The organism is Actinomyces sp. zg296, from assembly GCF_009829695.1.
GTDB lineage: Bacteria > Actinomycetota > Actinomycetes > Actinomycetales > Actinomycetaceae > Actinomyces > Actinomyces marmotae.
Window position 1 is genome coordinate 135,914 of sequence record NZ_VWPG01000005.1, and the last position, 25,687, is coordinate 161,600.

At 69.0% G+C, this 25,687-nt stretch carries 31 protein-coding genes; 30 read left to right on the forward strand and 1 reads right to left on the reverse strand.

The features are described 5' to 3' along the window. Positions 1-280 precede the first annotated feature (280 nt). The 20 genes from GVV76_RS10610 (at position 281) to rpsQ (ending at position 19,610) form a co-directional block, all read left to right on the forward strand. On the forward strand, positions 281-2,311 hold the full coding sequence (locus GVV76_RS10610) for an FHA domain-containing protein (RefSeq protein WP_268891786.1): 2,031 nt from the start codon (positions 281-283) through the stop codon (positions 2,309-2,311). A gap of 1 nt (position 2,312) precedes the next feature. Then, on the forward strand, positions 2,313-3,197 hold the full coding sequence (locus GVV76_RS06050) for a PP2C family protein-serine/threonine phosphatase (RefSeq protein WP_159625734.1): 885 nt from the start codon (positions 2,313-2,315) through the stop codon (positions 3,195-3,197). Beyond that, complete coding sequence (locus GVV76_RS06055; RefSeq protein ID WP_159625736.1) at positions 3,194-4,966, forward strand: FHA domain-containing protein; 1,773 nt, start codon at positions 3,194-3,196, stop codon at positions 4,964-4,966. The genes GVV76_RS06050 and GVV76_RS06055 overlap by 4 nt, the downstream gene beginning before the upstream one ends. Positions 4,967-5,534: 568 nt before the next feature. After that, positions 5,535-5,909, forward strand: coding sequence for a 30S ribosomal protein S12 (gene rpsL, locus GVV76_RS06060; protein ID WP_017177329.1), 375 nt, complete (start codon positions 5,535-5,537; stop codon positions 5,907-5,909). Further along, a complete protein-coding gene (gene rpsG, locus GVV76_RS06065; protein ID WP_006548368.1) occupies positions 5,909-6,379 on the forward strand; it encodes a 30S ribosomal protein S7 in 471 nt (156 codons plus the stop codon). Before rpsL ends, rpsG begins: the two co-directional genes overlap by 1 nt. 142 nt (positions 6,380-6,521) lie before the next feature. Next, positions 6,522-8,657: an elongation factor G gene (gene fusA / locus GVV76_RS06070; RefSeq protein ID WP_159524098.1), complete on the forward strand. Its 2,136-nt coding sequence runs from the start codon at positions 6,522-6,524 to the stop codon at positions 8,655-8,657. A 207-nt stretch (positions 8,658-8,864) separates the two neighbouring features. Then, positions 8,865-10,055 (forward strand): elongation factor Tu, encoded by a 1,191-nt coding sequence (gene tuf, locus GVV76_RS06075; protein WP_159524097.1) that lies wholly within the window; start codon positions 8,865-8,867, stop codon positions 10,053-10,055. A gap of 561 nt (positions 10,056-10,616) precedes the next feature. Continuing rightward, complete coding sequence (locus GVV76_RS06080) at positions 10,617-12,254, forward strand: SpaH/EbpB family LPXTG-anchored major pilin (RefSeq protein ID WP_159524096.1); 1,638 nt, start codon at positions 10,617-10,619, stop codon at positions 12,252-12,254. 223 nt (positions 12,255-12,477) lie between these two features. Then, the gene (locus GVV76_RS06085; RefSeq protein ID WP_159625738.1) at positions 12,478-13,962 is read left to right on the forward strand and encodes a class C sortase; all 1,485 of its coding nucleotides are present in this window, start codon (positions 12,478-12,480) and stop codon (positions 13,960-13,962) included. Between the two features lie 374 nt (positions 13,963-14,336). Beyond that, on the forward strand, positions 14,337-14,645 hold the full coding sequence (gene rpsJ, locus GVV76_RS06090) for a 30S ribosomal protein S10 (protein ID WP_005987219.1): 309 nt from the start codon (positions 14,337-14,339) through the stop codon (positions 14,643-14,645). Between the two features lie 11 nt (positions 14,646-14,656). After that, the gene (rplC, locus tag GVV76_RS06095; protein ID WP_159524094.1) at positions 14,657-15,325 is read left to right on the forward strand and encodes a 50S ribosomal protein L3; all 669 of its coding nucleotides are present in this window, start codon (positions 14,657-14,659) and stop codon (positions 15,323-15,325) included. 4 nt (positions 15,326-15,329) lie between these two features. Next, complete coding sequence (gene rplD, locus GVV76_RS06100) at positions 15,330-15,980, forward strand: 50S ribosomal protein L4 (protein ID WP_159524093.1); 651 nt, start codon at positions 15,330-15,332, stop codon at positions 15,978-15,980. Beyond that, complete coding sequence (gene rplW / locus GVV76_RS06105) at positions 15,977-16,282, forward strand: 50S ribosomal protein L23 (RefSeq protein WP_159524092.1); 306 nt, start codon at positions 15,977-15,979, stop codon at positions 16,280-16,282. The genes rplD and rplW overlap by 4 nt, the downstream gene beginning before the upstream one ends. A gap of 27 nt (positions 16,283-16,309) precedes the next feature. Further along, complete coding sequence (gene rplB, locus GVV76_RS06110) at positions 16,310-17,146, forward strand: 50S ribosomal protein L2 (RefSeq protein ID WP_159524091.1); 837 nt, start codon at positions 16,310-16,312, stop codon at positions 17,144-17,146. A 12-nt stretch (positions 17,147-17,158) separates the two neighbouring features. Next, the gene (gene rpsS / locus GVV76_RS06115; RefSeq protein WP_009748893.1) at positions 17,159-17,437 is read left to right on the forward strand and encodes a 30S ribosomal protein S19; all 279 of its coding nucleotides are present in this window, start codon (positions 17,159-17,161) and stop codon (positions 17,435-17,437) included. Between the two features lie 31 nt (positions 17,438-17,468). After that, entirely contained in the window at positions 17,469-17,846 is a 378-nt protein-coding gene (rplV, locus tag GVV76_RS06120) for a 50S ribosomal protein L22 (RefSeq protein WP_073451442.1), read from the forward strand. After that, the gene (rpsC, locus tag GVV76_RS06125; RefSeq protein WP_159524090.1) at positions 17,846-18,658 is read left to right on the forward strand and encodes a 30S ribosomal protein S3; all 813 of its coding nucleotides are present in this window, start codon (positions 17,846-17,848) and stop codon (positions 18,656-18,658) included. Before rplV ends, rpsC begins: the two co-directional genes overlap by 1 nt. Before the next feature lie 3 nt (positions 18,659-18,661). Further along, entirely contained in the window at positions 18,662-19,081 is a 420-nt protein-coding gene (gene rplP / locus GVV76_RS06130; RefSeq protein ID WP_017177315.1) for a 50S ribosomal protein L16, read from the forward strand. Beyond that, entirely contained in the window at positions 19,081-19,326 is a 246-nt protein-coding gene (rpmC, locus tag GVV76_RS06135) for a 50S ribosomal protein L29 (protein ID WP_017177314.1), read from the forward strand. Before rplP ends, rpmC begins: the two co-directional genes overlap by 1 nt. After that, on the forward strand, positions 19,323-19,610 hold the full coding sequence (gene rpsQ / locus GVV76_RS06140) for a 30S ribosomal protein S17 (RefSeq protein ID WP_017177313.1): 288 nt from the start codon (positions 19,323-19,325) through the stop codon (positions 19,608-19,610). The genes rpmC and rpsQ overlap by 4 nt, the downstream gene beginning before the upstream one ends. Positions 19,611-19,746: 136 nt before the next feature. Here the strand turns inward: rpsQ and GVV76_RS06145 are convergent, their stop codons facing one another. Next, positions 19,747-20,841 carry a hypothetical protein gene (locus GVV76_RS06145; protein ID WP_159625740.1) on the reverse strand — a complete coding sequence of 365 codons (1,095 nt, stop codon included), beginning with the start codon at positions 20,839-20,841 and terminating at the stop codon, positions 19,747-19,749. A 364-nt stretch (positions 20,842-21,205) separates the two neighbouring features. Here GVV76_RS06145 and rplN point away from each other — a divergent pair, with 364 nt between their 5' ends. The 10 genes from rplN to rplO are packed head-to-tail and all read left to right on the forward strand — an operon-like array spanning position 21,206 to position 25,524. Next, entirely contained in the window at positions 21,206-21,577 is a 372-nt protein-coding gene (rplN, locus tag GVV76_RS06150; RefSeq protein WP_159524085.1) for a 50S ribosomal protein L14, read from the forward strand. Between the two features lie 2 nt (positions 21,578-21,579). Then, positions 21,580-21,924: a 50S ribosomal protein L24 gene (gene rplX / locus GVV76_RS06155; RefSeq protein ID WP_159524084.1), complete on the forward strand. Its 345-nt coding sequence runs from the start codon at positions 21,580-21,582 to the stop codon at positions 21,922-21,924. Continuing rightward, positions 21,924-22,481: a 50S ribosomal protein L5 gene (rplE, locus tag GVV76_RS06160; RefSeq protein WP_159524083.1), complete on the forward strand. Its 558-nt coding sequence runs from the start codon at positions 21,924-21,926 to the stop codon at positions 22,479-22,481. The genes rplX and rplE overlap by 1 nt, the downstream gene beginning before the upstream one ends. A 1-nt stretch (position 22,482) precedes the next feature. Continuing rightward, on the forward strand, positions 22,483-22,668 hold the full coding sequence (locus GVV76_RS06165; protein WP_017177308.1) for a type Z 30S ribosomal protein S14: 186 nt from the start codon (positions 22,483-22,485) through the stop codon (positions 22,666-22,668). A 58-nt stretch (positions 22,669-22,726) separates the two neighbouring features. Next, entirely contained in the window at positions 22,727-23,125 is a 399-nt protein-coding gene (gene rpsH / locus GVV76_RS06170; RefSeq protein WP_017177307.1) for a 30S ribosomal protein S8, read from the forward strand. A 23-nt stretch (positions 23,126-23,148) separates the two neighbouring features. Next, a complete protein-coding gene (rplF, locus tag GVV76_RS06175; RefSeq protein ID WP_159524082.1) occupies positions 23,149-23,688 on the forward strand; it encodes a 50S ribosomal protein L6 in 540 nt (179 codons plus the stop codon). A gap of 2 nt (positions 23,689-23,690) precedes the next feature. Then, positions 23,691-24,065, forward strand: coding sequence for a 50S ribosomal protein L18 (gene rplR / locus GVV76_RS06180; RefSeq protein ID WP_159524089.1), 375 nt, complete (start codon positions 23,691-23,693; stop codon positions 24,063-24,065). Positions 24,066-24,099: 34 nt separating this feature from the next. Next, positions 24,100-24,804 carry a 30S ribosomal protein S5 gene (rpsE, locus tag GVV76_RS06185; RefSeq protein WP_159524081.1) on the forward strand — a complete coding sequence of 235 codons (705 nt, stop codon included), beginning with the start codon at positions 24,100-24,102 and terminating at the stop codon, positions 24,802-24,804. Next, positions 24,804-25,007, forward strand: a complete 204-nt coding sequence (gene rpmD, locus GVV76_RS06190) for a 50S ribosomal protein L30 (protein ID WP_017177303.1) — start codon at positions 24,804-24,806, stop codon at positions 25,005-25,007. Before rpsE ends, rpmD begins: the two co-directional genes overlap by 1 nt. Position 25,008: 1 nt before the next feature. Then, a complete protein-coding gene (gene rplO, locus GVV76_RS06195; protein ID WP_159625743.1) occupies positions 25,009-25,524 on the forward strand; it encodes a 50S ribosomal protein L15 in 516 nt (171 codons plus the stop codon). The last annotated feature ends 163 nt before the right edge of the window (positions 25,525-25,687 follow it).

Here is a 25,687-nt window from a genome sequence, read left to right on the forward strand (position 1 = left end):
GTGACGCCCTGAGGGGCCGATTCCGCCCCGCGGACGGCTCGCGGGCCATCCGCGAGGCGAGCCATCCCACGTCCGCGGACGAGTCCATCCTCGTGCCGGGGGGAAGCGCGAGCGGTCAGTTCTCGCTACGCTCTGATCACGGATCGGTGAAGATTCCCGTCATCCATCCAGGACGACGGCGGCGCGCCGCATCCGATTCCGGGCCTGTCAGGGCGCGGAAGGCTCTGCAATCCTCGCCCCAGCCACTGGCCGGGCGGCGCCGATCAGGATGGACGTGACTATGACCCTCACCAGCACCAGCGGTCCCGGGCTGCTCCCGCCGCATCTCACAAGCGCGCCGCCAGCGCGGCTGTCAGCGCGATTCCTCGCCCTGCTGCTCGACAACATCCTCGTGGGACTGCTCGGCCTCGTCGTGGGCGTGGCCGTCGGCGTCGGCGCCATGGCGGCCGACGCGACTGGGGGAGCGATCGGGGGCGTGGTCGGAGCGATCCTCTTCCTGTGGGCGTTCATCAAGTACTGGATCATCGCGCTGATGAGGGCGGGGACCACGCCCGGCATGCGCATCGCCGGCGTGACCTGGGTCCGCTGGTCCTACCCCGACTACCCCGGGCGGCAGGGCCTGCTCAAGAAGATCGTTCAGGTGCTCATCGGCGCGCTCACGGCCAACGTTGGGACGATCATCGTCTACCTCCTCACCCGCGACGAGCACAACCGCTTCTGGTTCGACCGGGTCACCGACATCTACGCCGCCGACGCCAAGAGCGCCTCCCTGCCCTGGGGGCAGGAGCCCATCGCGGTGGCCCCCGCCTACGACGACGCCGGATCCCCCCTGGCCCCCATGGGTGGCGCCGCGATGGGTGGCGCCGCTGGCGCGGAGCCTTCGGCCGGCCACTGGCAGTTCGGCCCCGACTCCGCCCCGCGCGCTGAGGCCCCCGGCCTCGGGGCGCAGGCGCCCTGGCAGCAGTCCGGGCAGCCGGGACAGGGGCCCTACTCCCCCCAGGGGGTCGTGCCCGCCGACAGGCAGCAGGACGCCCAGGCCATGGGGCCGGCCGATTGGCAGGGCGCTTCCGCGCCCGACCCCGCTGAGATGCTCGCCCCCCTCCAGGCGCAGACCACCTACATCGATCAGGACTTGGCCCGCGCCGCCTTCGAGGGCGCCCAGGGCCATCTCGACGACTCATCCGACCGTCCCCAGAGCGCTCAAGCCGCCTCGGCCCCCCAGGCGCCCCAGGCGCCCCAGGCCCCGTCGGCCCCGTCGGCCCCGGTGGTGCCCTCTGCTCCCCAGGTCCCGTCGGCCCCGGTGGTGCCGTCGGCCCCGGTGGCCCCCTCTGCTCCCCAGGCCCCGTCGGCCCCGGTGGCCCCCTCCGGCGCCGGGACGTCGGGGAAGTGGCCCTCTCCCGAGTCGCAGGTGCCGGCCCCCGGCGCCCCGGCCCCCTCCGACGTCGGCTGGCTTTCCGCTCTCCAGTCCGCTCAGCCGCAGGCCTCCCAGACCGGCCCTGAGGGCATTCCCGCCTCGGGCGGCTGGCAGCCCGGCGGGTGGGACCAGGCCCCCGCCGTCCCCGAGGCCGCCCAGCCCCTCCAGCAAGGATTCGCCCCGGCCGACCAGCTCGCGCAGGCCTATCAGACCGGCCAGCGGTTCCCGCAGGCCCCCCAGCAGCCTTACCAGGCCCCCGGCCAGGCCTACCAGGCCCCCGGCGCGGCGGAGCCCGCGCAACCCTTCCAGCAGCCCGGCCCCCAGCAGCCGGCCCCCTTCCAGTCGGCGTTCCCGCAGGCCCAGCCGGGCGTGCCCGCTCAGCCGGGCGTGCCCGCCCGGGGGGCCGAGCCCGCCCAGGGGGCCGAGCCCGTGGGAGCGGCGTCGTCCCAGTCCCCTCAGGACGGTGCCCCGGCGCCCCAGGCCCCGAGTGCCTACGAGGCCCAGGTCGCCGGCGCCGCGGCCACCGTCGTGTTCGACCGCTCCTCGGCCCAGCAGGCGGGGATCGGCGCCCCCGCGCCGCGCCTCGCGCTCGACACCGGCCAGGTGGTCCAGCTCGGCGGGACCTCCCTCATCGGACGCGCCCCCGTGGCCGCGGGGCCCTGGGCGCAGGCCCAGCCGGTGCCCGTGGATGACCCCGCCTTCTCCATCTCCAAGACGCACGCCGTCATCACCTACGATGGCGTCCGCCTCGTCATCCAGGACCTCCAGTCCACCAACGGGACGGTCGTCGTGGAGCCCAACGGCGCCGCCACCCAGGTGCTGCCCGGCATGATGGTTCCCGTGCCCATCGGTGCCACGATCCGGCTGGGCGAGCGCACGGCGCGAGTGGAAGCCTGAGATGCGGCGAGCAGGCGAGACGGGGGCGAGCGCCGACGAGATCCTCCTGGAGCATGGCGCCGCCACCGATACCGGCCTCATCCGCAGCCACAACGAGGACTCTTACCTCGCCGCCCGCCCGGTCTTTCTCGTCGCGGACGGGATGGGCGGCCATGAGGCCGGGGACACGGCCTCCAAGACGGCCCTGGCGGCCTTCGCCCCGTGCGTCGGTGCCCCTGAGATCACCGGCGACGCCCTCATGGAGTGCCTGGGGCGCGCCGCGCGCGACGTCGACGCTCTCGGCGCTGGCCGCGACCCCCTCAGGGGCCTCCCGGGCTGCACCCTGAGCGGCGTCGTCGTCACGAGCGTCGATGGGCGCCCCTGCCTGCGGGTCATCAACATCGGGGATTCCCGGACCTACCGGATGACGCCCGACGGCGTCGAGCAGATCACGGTGGATCACTCGGAGGTCCAGGAGCTCATGGCCTCCGGCCAACTCACCGAGGGGCAGGCGCAGGCATCCCCGCGCCGCCACGTCATCACTCGCGCGCTGGGCGCGGGCATCGGCCCCGTGGCCCTCGCCGATCACTTCCTCATCCCCGCGCGGGTAGGCGACCGGCTCATCGTGTGCACCGACGGCATTAGTGGTGAGATAGATGACGATTCCCTCGCAGAGATCATTCACCGAGGCCAGGGGCCTCAGGAGACGGCGGATGCGCTGATCACCACTGCCCTGGGGGCTGGTGGTAAAGACAATGCGACAGTTATCGTCATTGACGTTACCCATGTTCCGCCCGCTGCGCCGGACGCGGCGACGGACGTGGACAGTTCGACGATCCCGTCGGCGAAGCACGACACGCTGCCCCGAGCGCGGGAGCAGCACAGCAACAAGGAGTACCCCTCATGAGGCACGCGCAGAGCATCCCTGGTCATGCCGCCGCCCTCCACATCCCTGGATCGACCCGCACCGCCATCTGCGAGCGCGGCCTCGCCGCCGTCGCCTCCGCCCCCGGCGGTCAGGCCTCCGTCGAGGACGTCCCCCGGCTCTGGGCCTCGATGCTCGATGGTGCCCCCCTCATCGATCTCCTTCACGGGCTCATGGACACCCACGGAGGCAGTGTCTTCGACCTGCCCGAGTTCGTCGTCGCCGTCCTGGAGGATGGCGAGTTGACCGCGGCCGTTCGCGGAAGCCTCAAGCTCATCGTCGACACTGACGAGGGCATGCGGACGATCTCCGCCCCCGAGGTGCTCGCCTGGGAGGAGGTCCGCCTGCGCGGCGTGCGCGGCATCGGCCTGGAGCTCACCGACTCTGGTTCCGCGGACACCGCCCCGCTGCCGGTGGCCTCCGGCGTTGTCGCGGCGTCCTCCGTCGCCCTGGGCTCGCTGGCCGAGGGCTCTCGGAAGTCATCGAGGTCGGAGGCCCCGTCCTCCGACGACGAGGAGGCTGGACCAGCGGGTTCCGCTGGTACCACTGACAACTCTGATTCTTCCGCTTCCTCCGCCTCCTCCGCCGCCACTGAGGCGGGCACCGCTGACCCCGCCGCCGACGCCGAGGCCGCGCAGGGCCGCGGCCGCCGCGCTGCCGCCCCGGCCCCCGCCGGGGACCCCTCGCAGGCCGACCTCGCCGAGATCGACGCGATCGTCGGAATACCCTCCCGGGCCGGAGCCACGGGCCCCATCCGGGGCAAGGATGCCGCCGCGGACCCGCGGCCCGCCCTGAAGGGCGCTCCCTCCGTGAAGTCCCCGGTGCTCTCCGCCACCGGGTCGCCCGAGGACGCCGTCATCAGCCGGTGGCAGGCCGAGCGCCGCTCCAGTGCCGATGACGAGGCGGTCCCCGCCGCCGGGCAGGCGCGGTCCGATGCCGCTGAGCCGATTGCCGCCGTCGAGCCCATCAGCGCCGACGACGTCCCCGCCGCCAACGACCTGTCCGAGTTCACTCGCGCCGCCAAACGGCTTGAGGCCTATGCGGAGGCCGAGATCGCCGCCACCGCGGAGCCCACTCCGGTTCTGCCGATCCCCGTCCAGGCCGGCGGGGCCGTCGGTGAGCAGGCCGCGGAGGCCTGGTCGCATGACGGGCAGACGCTCACCAACATGCCCGTGGAGGGGCCGGCGGGCGATGGGGGGGCCGCCGCCGAGCACTCGTCGCAGGCGGTTCGCGCCGTCGCGGCGACGGGCGCCCCGTCCCCCGCCACCGCGCGCGAGGACGAGGCCGTCCCGGAGAACGCCGTCAAGGTCCTCGCCGCGTTCTGCGCCGAGGGTCACCCGAACCCGATCCACGGCCCGCACTGCCGGGTGTGCGGCGGGGCGCTGACCAGCCGCACCGGGCATGTCAACCGGCCCGTGCTCGGCATGCTGCACGCCTCCGACGGCACCGTCCTGCCCATCGACGGGGACATCATCATCGGGCGCGTGCCCAAGTCGGACGCCCCGGAGGGCGATCCGCAGCCGCGCCTCATGGCGGTCATCAGCCCCTCGAAGGCGATCTCGAAGTCGCACTGCGCGGTGAGGCTGGATGACTGGGACCTGAGCGTGGAGGACCTGGGTTCCACGAACGGCACGATCCTCATGCGCCCCTCCGAGCCCCCGCGTCGCCTCACCCAGCACCAGCGGGCGCTGCTGCGCGCGGGCGACGTCATTGACCTGGGCGACGGCGTCTCGGTCCTCGTCGAGGCCTGATCCCGCCGAGACCGGTCGAAAACAGACGCGAGACCGGTCGAAAACAGACGCGAGACCGGTCGAAAATAAGAGCGAGACCGGTCGAAAATAAGAGCGAGACCGGTCCGCTGTCCACAGGAGTGGGGGCGCTAGTCCCGTGCCGGTTGGGCAGTGCGTGCGCGACCGGTCTCGCTCGTAACAACGACCGGTCTCGCTCGTAATAACGACCGGTCTCGATCGTGAGGGGGCGTGGCGAGGATCATGTGGCGGCGGGAGCCGCCGGCCTGGCCCAGGTGGCGCCGCCCGGGTACCGTGTCCCCTGGTGCCCGCATGCGGGCTCCGATCTCCATTCCGTTCCCAGCGGGAGGGCACGGCGGCATCTCGCCTCGCCCCTCGCCACGCGGGTCTGCCGCGGCGGGAACCGACGGGTCCTCCCCGCGCCCCAGTGGCCGGAGGGCTCCGGGCGTCCGAGGGCCGTGCCCCGGGCGGGCCGGCCTCGCCAGTTGGCGGTGCGCGTCGTCGCGGACCGGGGGCGGGGCCGGTGAGGGCAGCAGCACAGTCAGCATGCACTCAAGATGGAGAATCCGTAGTGCCTACGATTCAGCAGTTGGTCCGCAAGGGCCGCTCGACCAAGCGCTCCGCGTCCAAGACGCCCGCGCTGAAGGCCAGCCCGCAGCGTCGTGGCGTGTGCACCCGCGTGTACACCACGACCCCCAAGAAGCCGAACTCCGCCCTCCGGAAGGTCGCCCGTGTGCGCCTGTCCTCCGGCATTGAGGTCACGGCCTACATCCCCGGCGAGGGGCACAACCTCCAGGAGCACTCGATCGTGCTCGTCCGCGGTGGTCGTGTGAAGGACCTTCCCGGTGTCCGCTACCACATCGTGCGCGGCGCTCTCGACACCCAGGGTGTCAAGAACCGCCAGCAGGCACGCTCCAAGTACGGCGCCAAGAAGGAGAAGAAGTAATGCCTCGTAAGGGCCCCGCCCCGAAGCGCCCGCTCGTCGTCGACCCCGTCTACGGCTCCCCGGTCGTCACCCAGCTCGTCAACCGCGTCCTCCTCGATGGCAAGAAGTCGACGGCGGAGCGCATCGTCTACGGCGCCCTCGAGGGCGTCCGCGCCAAGACGGACCAGGACCCGGTCTCCGTGCTCAAGCGCGCGCTGGACAACATCCGCCCGGCCCTTGAGGTCCGCTCCCGCCGCGTCGGCGGCGCGACCTACCAGGTCCCGGTCGAGGTGCGCCCCAACCGCGCCACCACGCTGGCCCTGCGCTGGCTGGTCGACTTCTCCCGGCAGCGCCGCGAGAACACCATGACCGAGCGCCTCATGAACGAGATCCTCGACGCCTCCAACGGCCTCGGCGCCGCGGTCAAGCGCCGCGAGGACATGCACCGCATGGCCGAGTCCAACAAGGCCTTCGCGCACTACCGCTGGTAAAGCCCATCGTCGGCTGGGGCGGGGCCCGACGGCGCCCGCCCGCCGCTCGCGGGAGCCAGTCCCGCGGGGGCCCTCCGGTGGGCCACCGGGCCCGCCCCGGCCGACGCGAATCCACAGATCTCTCGAACGAAGGACACCACACGTGGCACTCGACGTGCTGACCGACCTCACCAAGGTCCGCAACATCGGCATCATGGCCCATATTGATGCCGGCAAGACGACCGTGACGGAGCGCATCCTCTTCTACACGGGTATCAACTACAAGATCGGCGAGACCCACGACGGCGCCTCGACGATGGACTGGATGGAGCAGGAGCAGGAGCGCGGTATCACCATCACCTCCGCCGCCACCACCTGTTTCTGGAAGAAGAACCAGATCAACATCATCGACACCCCCGGCCACGTGGACTTCACGGTCGAGGTCGAGCGCTCCCTGCGCGTGCTCGACGGCGCCGTCGCGGTCTTCGACGGCAAGGAGGGCGTGGAGCCCCAGTCCGAGACGGTGTGGCGCCAGGCGGACAAGTACAACGTCCCGCGCGTGTGCTACATCAACAAGATGGACAAGCTGGGCGCGAACTTCGACTTCTCCGTCCAGACCATCCGGGACCGCCTCCACGCCACCCCGATCGTTATCAACTTCCCCATCGGCGCCGAGAGCGAGTTCTCCGGCCTGGTGGACGTCCTGGAGATGCGGGCGATCCGCTTCCCCGAGAAGGACGCCGATGGCAAGGAGACCCGCGGCTCCGTCGTCGAGTACGAGGAGATCCCCGCTGACCTCGTGTCCAAGGCCGAGGAGCTGCGCGCCGAGCTCGTCGAGACGGTCGCCGAGGCCGACGACGCCCTCATGGAGAAGTACCTGGAGGGCGAGGAGCTCAGCGTCGCCGAGCTCAAGTCCGGCATCCGCAAGCTGACCATCGCCGGCAAGGCCTTCCCGGTGCTGGCCGGCTCGGCTTTCAAGAACAAGGGCATCCAGCCTGTTCTCGACGCCGTGCTGGACTACCTCCCCTCTCCGCTGGACGTCCCGGCGGTCGAGGGCCACAAGCCCGGCAATGAGGAGGAGGCCGACTCCCGCCCGGCCGACGCCAAGGCCGATTTCTCCGCCCTGGCCTTCAAGGTCGCCACGCACCCCTTCTACGGCAAGCTCGTGTACGTCCGCGTCTACTCCGGCAAGGTCGCGCAGGGCGAGCAGGTGCTCAACGCCACCAAGGGCAAGAAGGAGCGCATCGGCAAGCTCTTCCAGATGCACTCCAACAAGGAGAACCCGGTGGAGGTGGCCTCCGCGGGCCACATCTACGCGTTCATCGGCCTCAAGGATGTCACCACCGGTGACACCCTGTCGTCGCAGAGCGCCCCGATCATCCTGGAGTCCATGACCTTCCCGGACCCGGTCATCCACGTGGCCATCGAGCCCAAGACTAAGGGCGACCAGGAGAAGCTGGGCGTGGCCATCCAGAAGCTCTCCGAGGAGGACCCGACCTTCACCGTCCGCCTGGACGAGGAGACCGGCCAGACCGTCATCGGCGGCATGGGCGAGCTGCACCTGGATGTCTTCGTGGACCGCATGCGCCGCGAGTTCAAGGTGGAGGCGAACGTCGGTAACCCGATGGTCGCCTACCGCGAGACCATCCGCAAGAAGGTGGACAAGGTCGAGTACACCCACAAGAAGCAGACGGGTGGCTCCGGCCAGTTCGCCAAGGTGCAGATGTCGTTTGAGCCCCTGGAGGTCGTCGAGGCCGCCGAGGGCGAGGAGAAGGCCCACTACGAGTTCGTCAACTCCGTCACCGGTGGCCGCGTGCCCCGCGAGTACATCCCCAGCGTCGACGCCGGCGTCCAGGACGCCATGCTCACCGGCGTCCTGGCGGGCTACCCGATGGTGGACATCAAGGCGACCCTCATCGACGGCGCCTACCACGAGGTCGACTCCTCCGAGATGGCCTTCAAGATCGCCGGCTCCATGGCGTTCAAGGAGGGCGCGAAGAAGGCCAGCCCGGTCATCCTTGAGCCCATCATGGCTGTCGAGGTCCGCACCCCCGAGGAGTACATGGGCGACGTCATCGGCGACCTCAACTCCCGCCGCGGCATGATCCAGTCCATGGAGGACGCCGTTGGCGTGAAGGTGGTGCGCGCTAACGTGCCGCTGAGCGAGATGTTCGGCTACGTTGGTGACCTGCGGTCCAAGACCCAGGGCCGCGCGGTGTACTCCATGACCTTTGACTCCTATGCCGAGGTGCCGCGCAACGTTCAGGAGGAGATCGTCGCCAAGGCGAAGGGCGCCTGAGTCCTCGGCCCCGCACGGGGCCCCATGAGCCCGGGGGCCGGACTGATCCGGCCCGGTCCCCGGGACTGCTCGGGCCGTTCGGCGCCGAGCCTGCATTCCAGTAAGATTTCCAACAACCATCCTGTAGTGGCTCTGGCAGGGGGACCGGCTAGCATGTGTTAGTCGAATCCCGACGAAGAGCACTACCCGAGTCCCAGGAGGACACCAGTGGCCAAGGCCAAGTTCGAGCGGACCAAGCCGCACGTCAACATCGGAACGATCGGTCACGTCGACCACGGCAAGACGACGCTGACCGCCGCGATCTCCAAGGTTCTGCACGACGAGTACCCGGAGCTCAACCCCTTCACCCCCTTCGACGAGATCGACAAGGCTCCCGAGGAGCGCCAGCGCGGCATCACGATCAACATCGCGCACGTCGAGTACCAGACCGACAAGCGCCACTACGCGCACGTCGACGCCCCCGGCCACGCCGACTACATCAAGAACATGATCACCGGTGCCGCCCAGATGGATGGCGCGATCCTCGTGGTCGCCGCCACCGACGGCCCGATGGCCCAGACCCGCGAGCACGTCCTGCTCGCCCGCCAGGTCGGCGTCCCCGCCCTCCTCGTCGCCCTCAACAAGGCCGACATGGTGGAGGACGAGGAGCTCCTCGACCTGGTTGAGATGGAGGTCCGCGAGCTGCTGTCCTCCCAGGACTACGACGGCGACAACGCCCCCGTGGTTCGCGTCTCCGCGCTCAAGGCCCTTGAGGGCGACGCCGAGTGGGCCGCCAAGATCAAGGAGCTCATGGACGAGGTCGACACCTTCATCCCGACCCCCGAGCGCGACATGGACAAGCCGTTCCTCATGCCCATCGAGGACGTCTTCACCATCACCGGTCGCGGCACCGTCGTCACCGGCCGTGTCGAGCGCGGCAAGCTGCCGATCAACTCCGAGGTCGAGATCCTCGGTATCCGCGAGGCCCAGAAGACCACGGTCACTGGTATCGAGATGTTCCACAAGCAGATGGACGAGGCCTGGGCCGGCGAGAACTGCGGTCTGCTCCTGCGCGGCACCAAGCGCGAGGACGTCGAGCGCGGCCAGGTCGTCTGCAAGCCCGGCTCCATCACCCCGCACACCCAGTTCGAGGGCCACGTCTACATCCTGACCAAGGATGAGGGCGGCCGCCACAACCCCTTCTACTCGAACTACCGTCCGCAGTTCTACTTCCGGACCACGGACGTCACCGGCGTCATCACGCTGCCCGAGGGCACCGAGATGGTCATGCCCGGCGACACCACCGAGATGAGCGTCGAGCTCATCCAGCCCATCGCCATGGAGGAGGGCCTCGGCTTCGCCATCCGTGAGGGTGGCCGCACCGTCGGCTCCGGCCGCGTCACCAAGATCATCAAGTGATGATCGCTGCGTGAGCAGCCGCTCTTCTTGAGCATCCGGTTCCCCCGGCACTCTTTGCGAGTGCCGGGGGAACCGCTTTTTCTCTAGGGCGGCGCCTTCTTCTCAGAGCGCCCCGGAGCGCCAGTAGGCGGCAGCAGCGCGCCAGGAGCGCCCAGAGCGCCCAGAAGCCCCCGGGAGGGGGAGAGGGCGGCGGGAGGAGGGGTGTGAGGGCTCTGGACGGCGCCGCAGGCGCGGGGAGCGTTTCGTCGGCGACTAGGCGAGGCCACGAGGCGGGCTCCCACGACGATGAGAGATCGGATCGCAATCGTCCCGGGACTCTCGCGAGCCTGTGAGCGGATATGCTCCATCCTGATAGTCCCAGTTCTGAGCTGGCGCTTGTCCAGCGTTGAAGAGGTGGGTTGATCGAACGGTTACTTGATCCCAGGGTCGGTTGCTGCCGGCTCCTTCCACGAGTTTCCGACATTCTTGGCGCACGGGCCTCTCGTATGAAAGCCCACGCGATGCTCCCAAATCGTGGCGCCTGCCCATCCCCGGGCACATCCTGAAAGGAAGTCACCACCCATGCGTGCGACACGCTTATCCCGAAGAGCGCTTGGCGTTGCCGGCGTTCTTAGCCTGGGCCTTTCCGGCCTTGGCGCCACGGCCCTGGCTGCTCCCTCCGGGCCTGGCAACATCGACTTCGAGCAATCTGGAAAGCTCCTCATCCACAAGCACGTTCAGTCTGGAACCGCTACTCCCGGCACTGCTGACGGGAAGGACACCGGTGTCAAGGGCGATCCGGTCGCGGGGGTGAAGTTCACCGCTTACAAACTCGAGGCCGATCTTAAGAACCAGGACACATGGGCCATACTGTCCCAGTTGGCAGTGCCGAATGACGCCTGTGGATCTGACTTTAGGACTCCCGCAAAAACTGTCGGTGTCCTGCCGGTTAAGGCAGCGGATGCTTCTCAATCTGACCTCACGAACGACCAGGGGAAGGCCACCATTGATAATCTCGCAGTGGGCGCTTACCTCGTCTGTGAGACCGAGTCTCCTGCCAAGGTCGTGGAGAAGGCGGCCCCCTTCGTCGTGACCGTCCCCTTCCCCAACACCAAGGAGAATGAGAAGAACGGCGCTGGGGCGAACAGCAACGGCCAGTGGATCTACGACGTCAATGTCTACCCGAAGAACGTGGTGATCGACGCTCCTGTCAAGGACGTCAATGTGGTCTCCTACGGTCTGAACGGGGAGGCTCAAGTTGAGTTCCCGGTGACAGCGAAGGTTCCGGCGATCGGCGCGAACACCTCCTTCAAGCACTTCATCATATCGGACCCGATGGATGTGAATTACACGTCGCCTGCGGTGAAGCCTAACTCGGTGACCATCGATGGAGCCCCAATCGATCAGGATTGGTACAAGGCGACAGTCAATGCAGGCAACGAGGCCAACATCTCCTTCACTCAGAAGGGTCTGGAGGAGTTGAAGAAGAAGCCTGGAAGTGTCATTTCCGTCACCTTCACTGCGAAGACGCAGTCGGTTGCTGCTGCCATTAACAACCAGGCGAAGGTCTACGTCGACACCATTCCGGGCCTCATTCCTCCGATTGCTCCGCCGACCACTCCTCCCGCTGGCGACCCCCCCGTGCCCTCCAACAAGGTTGTCACCGCCTGGGGTGCCGCCTCCCTGCTGAAGCAGGACAAGCAGAGCAAGCAGCCGCTTGAGGGAGCGACCTTCGAGATCTACAACGCAAAGAACCCTTGGGAGGGAACCTGCACCACTGAGATCGCCGAGGACGATAAGAACACCGCCATCGATGAGTCGGCCAAGGTCACCGTGGATGGCAAGGATGTCTTCACCACTGATGCCCAGGGCAAGGTCGACATCAAGGGCTTGTTCGTTGACTCGAAGAAGGGGGCCCCTGGCGTTGAGAATGTTGCCGTGGACCACACCACGCGCTGCTACGTGCTCAAGGAGACCAAGGCCCCCGCGGGTTTCACCCTTCCGACCGGCGGTGCTGAGTTGACGCCGATCAAGATTACGGCGGGTCAGCAGACCACCGATAACCAGGTGACGGTTGACAACACCAAGACCACCGTCCCGCAGCTGCCCCTCACGGGTGCGGCGGGCAAGATCCTCATGACGGTCGGTGGCCTGTCGCTTATGGCGATCGCCGTCGGCTTCGTGCTCGTTGCTCGCAAGCGCCGCGTCAACGAGGCCTGATAACCGCTTCGGCGAGGGCGTGACCGCGTCCCACGCCGGGTGGCATCAGCCCCTCAACCACGCATGAGGTGGCGGGGAGGCACCAGCCTCCCCGCCACCTCCGCGCGTCGCGCCCATGCCATCGCCCCGATCCTCCGCCCAGCCGGCCCTCCAATCGGCCAACCACCGGCCCACCGATTCCCCCGCGCCCCCCTTATCCCACCCACCAGGAGCCCGAGCCGCCATGAGCAGCACCACTGGCACAGCTGACGCCGCACGCGACACCCACAGCCCCGGCGACCCCGATCGCCTTGGCAGCGCGGACGCCCCCGGCAGCGCGCCCACCGCCCCGGGCGCCCCCGCCACGCGCTCATCCAAGCGCCGCTGGCGGCTCCGCATCATCAACCTCATCCCCGCCGTCCTCGCCCTGGTCGGACTCGCGCTCTTCTCCTACCCCAGCGTCGCCTCCTGGATCAGTCAGTACAACCAGTCCAAAGTCGTCGCCAACTACGAGGAGCAAGTCGACAACGCCAGGCCCGCCGCCGACGAGCAACTCTCCCAGGCCCACTCCTACAACGACGCCCTCTCCTCCGGCGCCGTCCTGGAGGCCAACACCAACCTGCCCACTGGCGCCGGCGAGCACCCCGACGAGTCCCCGGACTACAACAAGATCCTCTCCGCCAACGCCGTCGGCCTCATGGGGCGCCTGCGCATCCCCACCATCGACCTCGACCTCCCCATCTACCACGGCACCTCCGACCAGGTCCTCCTCGCCGGCCTCGGCCACCTCCAGGGCACATCCCTGCCCGTCGGCGGCAAGGGCACGCGCTCCGTCATCACCGGCCACCGTGGCCTCGCCAACGCCACCATGTTCAACAACCTCGACCGCGTGGGAGTCGGGGACACCTTCACCCTTGAGGTCTTCGGCGAGGTCCTCAGTTACCAGGTGATCGAGACCAAGGTCGTCGCCCCCGAGGAGACGGAGTCCCTGCGGGCCGACCCCGACCGCGACCTCGTCACGCTCGTCACCTGCACGCCCCTGGGCATCAACACCCACCGCATCCTCGTTACCGCCGAGCGCATCACCCCCACCCCCGCCGGAGACCTCGCCGCCGCTGGCGCCAAGCCCGAGGTCCCCGGCTTCCCCTGGTGGGCGGTCTGGATCACCTGCGGCGTCATCGCCGTCGGCCTCTACCTCTGGCGCACCGGCTACTCGCCCAAGGCCGCAGCCGCCAACGGCGGTGGCGACGACAACGGCCCCCGCCCCGGCGCGAAGGCCCCCAATGACGGGCATGACCCGGACGGCGCGGCGGCGCGTGGCGAGACGACCGCCGCCGAGGGCTACTGGACCGGCCCCCGGATAAGCGCGACCATGGCGGGCGCACTCAGCACAGCCAGCACCGCCAGCGTTGCCAGCACAGCCTCTGCTCCCGCTGGCAGTGCTGCCGCTACCAGCACTGCCGCCGTCGGCACTGCCGATACCAGTGGCGGCGCGGGCGAGGATGCCGGAGCGACGCCCGCGCAGATCGGCGTCCACAGCGCGATCTCCCTGCGCAACGCCGTCACGCCCGAGGACCCCGATCCCGGGCCGCCTCCCGGCCTGGACAGGGGCTGGTCCGCGCTCTCGCCCGAGGAGATCCGCTGGGCGCCCCTGGCCCCGAATCACGCCGGCGCATCGAGGGGTGCCATCGCGCCGCCGCAGCGCGCCCCTCAACTCACGATTCGGTGACGACTGCGGCAGGCGCGTGCCGACGGGTCCCGGCGCCGCCGGAGCGCGACACGCCCGAGCGCGTGGGGCGGTGGTCGGTCTCACAGTCTTGGCCCCGCTCTCAGGTTGACCGGCCCGCACCCCGCCCTGATAGCGTTGGTCAGCCGCTGGGCCCTGGCCCTGCCGCCGCGCTCGTCGCGGTGGCGCCCGCCAGTCCCGGCAGTTACCTCCCGGGGTCGCCCCGGGAACCAGTCTGACGGAGCCGATCATCGATCGGGTTTCCGTGTGTCCAGACCGGCCCACCCTCCCTCAATAGAGAGCCTCGTGGGGCGTCGCGCTTGCGACACGCCCGAGCGCGTGGACCGGTCGCCCGAAAGTAAGAGAGGTTAGGCGCCATGGCGGGACAGAAGATCCGCATCCGGCTCAAGTCCTACGACCACGAGGTCATCGACTCCTCGGCGCGCAAGATCGTCGACGTCGTGACCCGCGCTGGCGCGACGGTCGTGGGCCCGGTGCCGCTGCCGACCGAGAAGAACGTGTTCTGCGTCATCCGGTCGCCCCACAAGTACAAGGACAGCCGCGAGCACTTCGAGATGCGCACGCACAAGCGGCTGATCGACATCATCGACCCGACGCCGAAGGCCGTTGACTCGCTCATGCGCCTCGACCTCCCGGCCGATGTCAACATCGAGATCAAGCTCTGAGGACCATCGCCATGACTACGCTTAACAAGCCGGCAGCCGCCGCGCCTGCCAAGGCGCTCCTCGGCACCAAGCTCGGCATGACGCAGATCTGGGACGAGAACGGAGTCCTCCGCCCCGTCACGGTCGTGCGCGTCGACTCCAACGTCGTGACCCAGGTCCGCACGGTCGAGACCGACGGCTACGAGGCCGTCCAGCTCGCCTTCGGCGAGATCGACGAGCGCAAGGTCACCAAGCCCCTCGCCGGCCACTTCGCCAAGGCCGGGGTCGCCCCTCGCCGCCACGTGGCCGAGTTGCGCACCTCCATCGCCTCGGAGTTCACCCCGGGCCAGGAGCTCGGCGCGGACATCTTCGAGGTCGGCCAGCTCGTCGACGTCACCGGCACCTCCAAGGGCAAGGGCTTCGCGGGTGTCATGAAGCGCCACGGCTTCAAGGGCGTCTCCGCCTCCCACGGCGCGCACCGCAACCACCGCAAGCCCGGCTCCGTCGGCGCCTGCGCCACCCCCGGCCGCATCTTCAAGGGCCTGCGCATGGCCGGCCGCATGGGGCACGCCACCACCACCGTCCAGAACCTCAAGGTCCGCGGCATCGACGTCGAGAAGGGCTACCTCCTCGTCGGCGGCGCCGTCCCGGGCCCCAAGGGACAGGTCGTCGTCGTCCGCACGGCCGTGAAGGGAGCCTGAGACCATGGCTGAGAACCAGACCCTCACCGTCGCGATCGTCGACTCCAAGGGCGCCAAGAAGGGCACCGCCGAGCTCCCCGCGGAGATCTTCGACGTCGACCTCAACATCCCGCTTATGCACCAGGTCGTCGTGGCCCAGCTCGCCGCGGCCCGCCAGGGCACTCACGCCACCAAGACCCGCGGCATGGTCCGCGGCGGTGGCAAGAAGCCCTACCGCCAGAAGGGCACCGGCCGCGCCCGCCAGGGCTCCACCCGCGCCCCCCAGTTCGCCGGCGGTGGCACCGTCCACGGCCCGCAGCCGCGCGACTACACCCAGCGCACGCCCAAGAAGATGAAGGCCGCCGCCCTCCGCTCGGCCCTGTCGGACCGCGCCCGCAACGGCCGCGTCCACGTCATCACCGAGTTCGTCACCACCGAGACGCCCTCCACCAAGTCGGCCCTCGGCGCGCTGCGCAACCTGACGGACCGCAAGGCCCTCGTCGTCGTCACCCGCGAAGACGACCTGAGCCGCCTGAGCCTGCGCAACGCCCCCGAGGCGCACGTCCTGTGGGCCGACCAGCTCAACACCTACGACGTCCTGGTCAACGACGACGTCGTCTTCACTTCCGCTGCCCTGGACTCGTTCCTGGGCAAGGGCGAGGAGGAGTCCAAGTGAGCCTTGAGAAGTCCAAGAACCCCCGCGACATCATCATCGCGCCGGTCGTCTCCGAGAAGTCCTACGCCTGCATGGACCGTGGTCAGTACACGTTCCTCGTGGCGCCGAACTCCAACAAGACCGAGATCAAGATGGCCATCGAGTCCATCTTCAACGTCAAGGTCGACTCGGTGAACACGGCCAACCGCAAGGGCAAGACCCACCGCACCCGCACCGGGCTCGGCAAGTCCAAGGACACCAAGCGCGCGATCGTCACGCTGCGCGAGGGCAGCATCGACATCTTCGGCGACGTGGCGAACTGACACGGACACGGAAGGTAAAGGATCGACATGGGAATCCGTAAGTACAAGCCGACGACGCCGGGTCGCCGCGGCTCCTCCGTGGCCGACTTCGTCGAGATCACGCGCAGCGAGCCCGAGAAGTCCCTCGTTCGCCCGCTCCACAAGACCGGTGGTCGCAACAACAACGGCCGCGTCACCGCCCGCCACAAGGGCGGCGGCCACAAGCGCGCCTATCGCGTGATCGACTTCCGTCGTCACGACAAGGACGGCGTGCCCGCCAAGGTCGCTCACATCGAGTACGACCCCAACCGCACCGCGCGCATCGCCCTCCTGCACTACCGCGACGGCGAGAAGCGCTACATCATCGCCCCGAACAAGCTCTCCCAGGGCGACATCGTCGAGGCCGGTCCGAACGCGGACATCAAGCCCGGCAACAACCTCGCGCTGCGCAACATCCCTACCGGTACCGTTGTGCACGCCGTCGAGTTGCGCCCCGGCGGCGGCGCGAAGATCGCCCGCTCCGCCGGCACCTCCGTCCAGCTCGTCGCCAAGGAGGGCAAGTACGCCACGCTGCGCATGCCCTCCGGTGAGATCCGGATGGTCGAGGTCGCCTGCCGCGCCACGGTCGGCGAGGTCGGCAACGCCGAGCAGTCCAACATCAACTGGGGCAAGGCAGGCCGCATGCGCTGGAAGGGCGTCCGCCCGACCGTCCGCGGTGTCGTCATGAACCCGGTGGACCACCCGCACGGTGGTGGTGAGGGCCGCACCTCCGGTGGTCGCCACCCCGTCTCTCCGTGGGGCAAGCCCGAGGGCCGTACCCGTCGTCCCAACAAGTCCAGCGACCGCCTCATCGTGCGTCGTCGTCGGACCGGCAAGAAGCGCTGATAGGAGCCTGATATGCCGCGCAGTCTGAAGAAGGGTCCCTTCGTCGACGACCACCTGCAGAAGAAGGTGGACGCCCAGAACGAGAAGGGCACCAAGAACGTCATCAAGACCTGGTCCCGTCGTTCGGTCATCACGCCGGACTTCCTCGGACACACTTTCGCCGTCCACGACGGCCGGAAGCACGTCCCGGTCTTCATCACCGAGTCCATGGTGGGCCACAAGCTCGGCGAGTTCGCCCCGACCCGCACCTTCCGCGGGCACGTCAAGGACGACCGCAAGTCGCGCCGCTGACGCGCGGAGAGTTGAGAGGCAAAGAAGAACTATGGAAGCTAAGGCGCAGGCCAAGTACGTGCGCTGCACGCCGATGAAGGCTCGCCGCGTCGTGGACGTCGTCCGCGGCAAGCGCGCCGTCGAGGCCGTCAACGTGCTCCGTTTCGCCCCGCAGGCCGCTGCCGTGCCGGTGCGCAAGGTCATCGAGTCCGCGATCGCTAACGCCCGGTTCAAGGCCGAGGCCGCGGGGGAGCGGTTCGACGAGAACGATCTGTTCATCACCGAGGTGTTCGCCGACGAGGGCCCGACCCTCAAGCGGTTCCGCCCGCGGGCCCAGGGCCGCGCGAGCCGGATCCTCAAGCGCACCAGCCACATCACCGTTTACGTCGGCGACCGCGCCGACACCGCACGCAAGGAAGGAGCCCGGTAATGGGGCAGAAGGTCAACCCGACCGGGTTCCGCCTGGGCATCACCACGGACCACCGTTCGCGCTGGTTCGCGGACTCGACGAAGCCCGGTCAGCGCTACCGCGACTTCGTTGAGGAGGACGTCAAGATCCGCCGCCTCATGGCCGATGGCATGGAGCGGGCCGGCATCTCCAAGGTCGACATCGAGCGCACGCGCGACCGCGTCCGCGTCGACCTGCACACGGCCCGCCCGGGCATCGTCATCGGGCGCCGCGGCGCCGAGGCCGAGCGCCTGCGCGGCTCGCTGGAGAAGCTGACCGGCAAGCAGGTCCAGCTCAACATCCTTGAGGTCAAGAGCCCCGACCTGGACGCCCAGCTCGTCGCCCAGGGCATCGCCGAGCAGCTCGCCTCCCGCGTGTCCTTCCGTCGCGCGATGCGCAAGGGCATGCAGTCCGCCCTGCGCGCCGGCGCCAAGGGCATCCGGGTCCAGTGCTCCGGCCGTCTCGGCGGCGCTGAGATGAGCCGCTCTGAGTTCTACCGCGAGGGCCGCGTGCCGCTGCACACCCTGCGCGCGAACATCGACTACGGCTTCTACGAGGCCAAGACCACCTTCGGCCGTCTCGGCGTCAAGGTGTGGATCTACAAGGGTGACCTCACCGAGCGTGAGTTCGCCCGCCAGCAGGCCGAGTCCGCCCCGCGCGGCCGTGGGGGGCGCTCCGGCGACCGCCGCGGCGCGCGACGCGGCGAGCGCGGCGCGCGTCAGGGCGGCGAGCAGCAGGTCGAGCAGGCGCCGGCCACCGAGAAAGCTGCCGCCACGCAGGGAACGGAGGCCTGAGCCGTGCTCATCCCCCGCCGGACCAAGTTCCGCAAGCAGCACCGCCCGCACCGCTCGGGCATGTCCAAGGGCGGCAACCAGCTCGCCTTCGGTGATTTCGGTATCCAGGCCCTTGAGCCCGCCTACATCACCAACCGCCAGATCGAGGCGGCCCGTATCGCCATGACCCGCCACATCAAGCGTGGCGGCAAGGTGTGGATCAACATCTTCCCGGACCGCCCGCTGACCAAGAAGCCCGCCGAGACCCGCATGGGCTCCGGTAAGGGCGCCCCGGAGTGGTGGATCGCCAACGTCAAGCCCGGCCGCATCATGTTCGAGCTCGGGGGCGTCCCCGAGGAGCTCGCCCGTGAGGCCATGCGCCGCGCGATGCACAAGCTCCCGATGAAGACCCGTTTCGTGACTCGTGAGGGTGGTGACGTCTGATGGCTATCGGATCCCAGGGGCTGACCCCCGCCGACCTCGACGGCATGGACAACGAGCGCCTCGCCGAGGAGCTCACCAAGGCGAAGGCCGAGCTGTTCAACCTCCGGTTCGCCTCGGCGACCGGCCAGCTCGAGGACCACGGCCGGCTCAAGGCGGTGCGTCGCGACATCGCCCGTATCTACACCATCGTGCGCGAGCGTGAGCTCGGCATCCGTACCGCTCCGAGCAGCCAGGAGTCCAAGTGAGCGAGCAGACCACCAGTACCGAGGCCGCCCCCGAGCGCAACCAGCGCAAGGTCCGCCGCGGCTACGTCGTCTCCGACAAGATGGACAAGACCATCGTCGTCCTCGTTGAGGAGCGCTACAAGCACTCCCTGTACGGCAAGGTCATCCGTCGGTCCAAGAAGGTCAAGGCCCACGACGAGAACAACACGGCCGCCGTCGGCGACCTCGTCTCGATCATGGAGACCCGTCCGCTGAGCGCCACCAAGCACTGGCGCCTCGTGGAGATCATCGAGAAGGCCAAGTGACCTCCCGCTGATCAACAGCATCACGACGCCGCGGCGCCCGCACCCAGCGGGCCGCCGCGGCGCCGTCGTCCCCCCCCGCCCCCGAGCGAGACCGGTCGAAAATAAGAGCGAGACCGGTCCGGCGGGAGGCCGGCCATCAGAACACGGGCCGCAGGCCCCCGGATTGACGCTCATGGGTGGTCAGCAGCGCCGTGATCGGAGGAGCGTCGCGCGCCGACGGCGGCAGCGCGTCCCAGATGCGGCGCAACGCCGCGCGGGCGTCCCTCAGATCCTCGGGAGTCAGCCGCAGCATGTCGAAACCGGCGTCGCGGATCGCCTCCTCCCGGGCCGCTCGGCGCCGTAGCTCGCCGTCGGGATCCTCCGCGAGCTTCACCTCGCCGTCGACCTCCAGGAGGAGACGGATGAGCAGCCACCCGAGATCCGCGAAGTACGCGCGGCCGTCGGCCCCGCGCACGGCCAGTTGCACCTGCGGGGCGGTGATGCCCGAGGCCAGGCACAGGCGCCGGGCCTCGGACTCCCACACCGACTGGCTCATCGCGGTTGCGGCGAGCACGACTGCCTGGGCGCGCCGGTAGCCCCGCTGCCCCGTCCACTCCTCCAACCGCGCGAGCAGCCGACGCCGCAGCCGGGCGCATGCCGCCTCGATCCGGCGCCGGTGATCCCACGGGTGCTCGCCCGCGCCCACCGCGACGGCGAAGAGGGAATCGACGACGGCCAGCGCGCGATCGGGCTGAAGGAAGCGGGCGCAATCGAGGATCGTGCGCTCTAGGCCGGTGACCCGCAGCCCGTCGAGGTCGACGACGTCGCGCTCGTCCAGCGGCATGTGGTGACGCACGATCGGCCTGGCCTCGAGGAGCCGACGGCGCTCGGCCCGCGAGGCGTCGCGCGATGAGACCCGCCCGGGGTGGCGCGGGCCCGATATGCGCCGGAGACCGCCGGGCTTCCAGGAGGTCACGAGATGGATCGTATGAGCCTCGGACAACGCTCTTGCCCCGTGGATGCGCGCGGCGGCCTCCTGGCAGACGACGCCGTTGAGCCCCTCGGCGCCACAGGACTCGATGATCGCCTCCCTCGCTCGGGAGCATGTGCGCCAGTGCGGCTCGTCCGGGTCGGCGCGGATCACGGTCCCGCGGCGTATCGCCTGGATCGCGCCGGTCTCGCGATCCGACTGGGATCCCAATGCGCTGGGGTGGGGGAGGGGGATGTGGTTGAAGTCATCGGTGGTGTGCATCTCTCAAGCGTCGCCGCTGAGGCTCGCTCATGAAAGGGGGCTGGGAAATCTGTGGAAAACCGACCGGTCTCGATCGTGATTTCGACCGGTCTCGGTGGGAGGGGGAGGCTGGTGAGGAAGGGCACAGGGGCCGGAGGGGGCCTGTGGTATCCGGCGCCTTCGGCGCTGCACTAGGCTGGGAGAGTTGCGTGCGCCCTCGGCGCGCCCATCAGAGACCCCGCGCTCCTGCGCCTGTGTCTGATGGGACCCACGCCTCGTGGACTCCTCCCGCCCCCGGGCCGGGGGAGCAGCGCGCAAGAACGCCAAGAACGTTCGGCAAGGCTCGGGGGGACCCGAGAACCGGCTCGACGAAGGAGAACACCCTATGATCCAGCAGGAGTCGCGACTGAAGGTCGCCGACAACACCGGTGCCAAGGAGATCCTGTGCATCCGTGTGCTCGGCGGCTCGGGTCGGCGCTATGCGGGCATCGGCGACACGATCGTCGCCACTGTCAAGGACGCGGTCCCGGGCGGCAGCGTCAAGAAGGGCGACGTCGTCAAGGCGGTCGTCGTCCGCGCCCGCAAGGAGCGCCGTCGTCCGGACGGCTCGTACATCCGCTTCGATGAGAACGCGGCCGTCATCCTCAAGAACAACGATGGGGAGCCGCGCGGCACGCGCATCTTCGGCCCCGTCGGCCGTGAGCTTCGCGAGAAGAAGTTCATGCGCATCGTCTCGCTCGCCATGGAGGTGATCTGAATATGGCACGCATCAAGAAGGGCGACCAGGTCATCGTCATCGCGGGCAAGGACAAGGGCAAGACCGGCCGCGTCCTGGAAGTGATCAAGGACACCGATCGCGTCGTCGTCGAGGGCGTCCAGCGCGTCACCAAGCACGTCAAGGTCGGGCAGTCCGCCCAGGGCGCCCGCACCGGCGGCATCGAGACCGTCGAGGCCCCGATCCACATCTCGAACGTGATGCCGATCGACCCCCAGACCAAGAAGCGCACCCGCGTCGGCTTCCGCGTTGAGGAGGGCGTGCGGCCCAACGGCCGCAAGCGCACCGTTCGCGTCCGCTACGCCAAGGCGAGCGGGAAGGACCTCTGATGAGCGACAAGATCACCCCCCGTCTCAAGACCAAGTACGCCGAGGAGGTGCTCCCCGCCCTCCGCGAGGAGTTCAAGCACTCCAATGTCATGGAGATCGGCCGCATCTCCAAGGTCGTCGTCAACATGGGTGTGGGCGAGGCCGCTCACGACTCCAAGATGATCGAGGGCGCCGTTCGCGACCTGGCCGCCATCACCGGCCAGAAGCCCCAGATCACGAAGGCCCGCAAGTCGATCGCGCAGTTCAAGCTGCGCGAGGGCCAGCCGATCGGTGCGCACGCCACGCTGCGCGGCGACCGCATGTGGGAGTTCCTCGACCGCCTCATCTCGATCTCGCTGCCCAGGATCCGCGACTTCCGCGGAATGAGCCCCAAGCAGTTCGATGGCAACGGCAACTACACCTTCGGTCTCACGGAGCAGGCTGTGTTCCACGAGATCGACCAGGACTCGATCGACCGCGTCCGTGGCATGGACATCACCATCGTGACCACGGCCAAGACCGATGAGGAGGCCCGCTCGCTGCTCGCGCGGCTCGGCTTCCCCTTCAAGGAGAAGTGACATGGCGAAGACCGCTCTCATCCAGAAGGCGAACCGGAAGCCGAAGTTCGGTGTTCGTGCCTACACGCGCTGCCAGCGCTGCGGCCGCCCGCACTCGGTGTACCGCAAGTTCGGCCTGTGCCGTATCTGCCTGCGGGAGATGGCCCTTGGTGGCGAACTCCCCGGCGTGAGCAAGTCCAGCTGGTAAGAACTTACGTCGCAGGTCCGACGAGGAAACCACGACGAGGAAGGGCCAAGGCCCACTCATGACTATGACAGACCCGATCGCAGACATGCTGACCCGTCTGCGCAATGCAAACAGCGCCTACCACGACACCGTCTCGATGCCGTCGAGCAAGCTCAAGGTCAACATCGCCGCGATGCTGAAGACCGAGGGCTACATCGCCGACTACGAGGTCACGGACGCCGAGGTCGGCAAGACGCTCACGCTGAGCCTCAAGTACGGAGCCAACCGCCAGCGGGCCATCCAGGGCCTCAAGCGGATCTCCAAGCCCGGCCTGCGCGTCTACGCGAAGTCCACGAACCTGCCCAAGGTCCTCGGCGGCCTGGGGGTGGCCATCCTGTCCACCTCCTCCGGCCTCCTGACCGACCGCCAGGCTGAGAACAAGGGCGTCGGCGGGGAAGTCCTCGCCTACGTCTGGTGAGAGAAAGGAACGGAGGGAACACCATGTCGCGTATTGGACGACTCCCCGTTCCGGTTCCCGCCGGAGTGGACGTCACGATTAACGGCAACGAGGTGACCGTCAAGGGCCCCAAGGGCACCCTGAGCCGCGTCATCTCCGCGCCCCTGAGCGTGACCAAGCAGGATGACGGCACGATCCTCGTGACCCGTCCCAACGACGAGCGCCGCTCGCGCTCGCTCCACGGCCTGTCCCGCACGCTCATCAACAACATGGTCATCGGCGTCACCGAGGGCTTTGTCAAGAACCTTGAGATCGTCGGGACCGGTTACCGCGTCGCCGCCAAGGGCTCGGCCATCGAGCTCTTCCTCGGCTTCTCGCACACCGTCGTCGTCGAGCCCCCCGAGGGCATCACCTTCACGGTGGACGGAAACCTGAAGCTCGCCGTCTCCGGCATCTCCAAGGAGCAGGTCGGCGAGGTCGCCGCGAACATCCGCAAGATCCGCCCGCCGGAGCCCTACAAGGGCAAGGGCGTGCGCTACGCCGGCGAGAACGTGCGCCGCAAGGTCGGAAAGGCTGGTAAGTGACCATGGCTTACTCGATCAAGAGGGGCAAGTCCAAGGCGATCGCCCGCAAGATCCGCCACCAGCGTGTGCGCAAGCACGTCAATGGCACGCCCGAGCGGCCGCGCCTCGTCGTCACCCGCTCCAACCGCCACATGGTCGCCCAGGTCATCGACGACACCATCGGCCACACCCTGTGCTCCGCCTCGACCCTCGAGGAGGCCTGCAAGGGCGTCGAGGGCCACAAGGTCGGGGCCGCCCGCAAGGTCGGCGAACTCGTTGCCGAGCGCGCCAAGGCCCTGGGCATCGAGGCGGTCGTCTTCGACCGCGGTGGAAACAAGTACCACGGCCGCGTCGCCGCCGTCGCTGACGGCGCCCGCGAGGGCGGCCTGGCGCTCTGAGCGCTGAGACGACGAGAAAGCAAAGGAGAATCTGATGGCTGCACCGCAGCGAGACAGGTCCGCGTCGTCCGACGGCTCGGCCCGCAACGACGAGAACCGTGGCGAGAGCCGCGGCCGTCGTGACCGCAATGACCGCCGTGACCGCAACTCCGGTCGCGGCAACGACGACAAGTACATCGAGCGCGTCGTCACCATCAACCGCGTGTCCAAGGTCGTCAAGGGCGGCCGCCGCTTCACCTTCACGGCGCTGGTCGTCGTCGGTGACGGCGAGGGCACGGTCGGAGTCGGCTACGGCAAGGCGAAGGAGGTGCCCGCCGCGATCGCCAAGGCCGTGGAGTTCGCGAAGAAGAACTTCTTCCGCGTCCCGATGATCCGCCGCACCATCCCCCACCTGGTCCAGGGCGAGGACTCCGCCGGAGTCGTCCTCCTGCGCCCGGCCTCCCCCGGAACCGGTGTTATCGCCGGCGGCCCGGTGCGCGCCGTGCTGGACTGCGCCGGCATCCACGACATCCTGTCGAAGTCGCTCGGCTCCTCGAACGCGATCAACATCGTCCACGCGACGGTCGACGCGCTCAAGAAGCTTGAGCAGCCCGAGACGGTTGCCGCCCGCCGCGGTCTTCCCCTGGAGGACGTCGCCCCGCAGTCCATGCTGCGGGCCCGCGCCGAGGGAGAGGCTGAGAAGCGTGCCGAGGCGGAGAAGAAGGAGGCCGAGAAGGCCGCTGAAGGAGTGGAGGCGTGATGGCTGACACCAAGACCGCGAGCACGAAGCAGCTCAAGGTGACCCAGGTCCGCTCCGGCATCGGTGGCACCCACCGCCAGCGCGAGACCCTCAAGTCCCTCGGCCTGCGCAAGATCCGCCAGTCCACTGTTCGCGAGGACACCCCCACCGTGCGCGGCATGATCGCGACGGTGCACCACCTCGTGACCGTTGAGGAGGTCTGAGATGGCAGACACCAAGAAGGCCTCTGAGAAGGCCGCCGAGAACGCCGCTGAGTCCGGGACGGAGAAGGTGCGCGTCGTCAAGTTGCACCACCTCCGCCCCGCCCCGGGCGCCAAGAAGGCCAAGACCCGCGTGGGTCGCGGTGAGGGCTCTAAGGGCAAGACGGCCGGTCGTGGCACCAAGGGCACGAAGGCCCGCTACCAGGTGCGCCCCGGCTTCGAGGGCGGTCAGATGCCGCTGCACATGCGCCTGCCCAAGCTCCGCGGGTTCCGCAACCCGAACCGCGTGGAGTTCCAGCCGGTCAACGTCGGCCGCATCGCCGAGCTGTTCCCCTCGGGCGGGACGGTCACGGTTGCCGACCTCGTGGCCGCTGGCGCCGTGCGCCACGGGCACCTGGTCAAGGTCCTCGGCGGCGGGGATGTCTCCGTCAAGCTGACGGTCAAGGCGGATGCTTGGTCGGCCTCCGCCAAGGAGAAGATCGAGGCCGCTGGCGGCACGATCGAGCTCTCCGAGGACTGATCAGAGAACTGATCCGCTCCAAGCGAGCAAGGCAAGGCCCCGGTGAGGGCGGGCTTCGGCCCACCTCACCGGGGCCTCGTGCTGCGCTCGGGCCAGGCGCGGCCCCGCGGGCGCGGTCCCTGGAGCGGACGCCGCCCCGCGGGCGGGGGAGGAGCGACTGGCG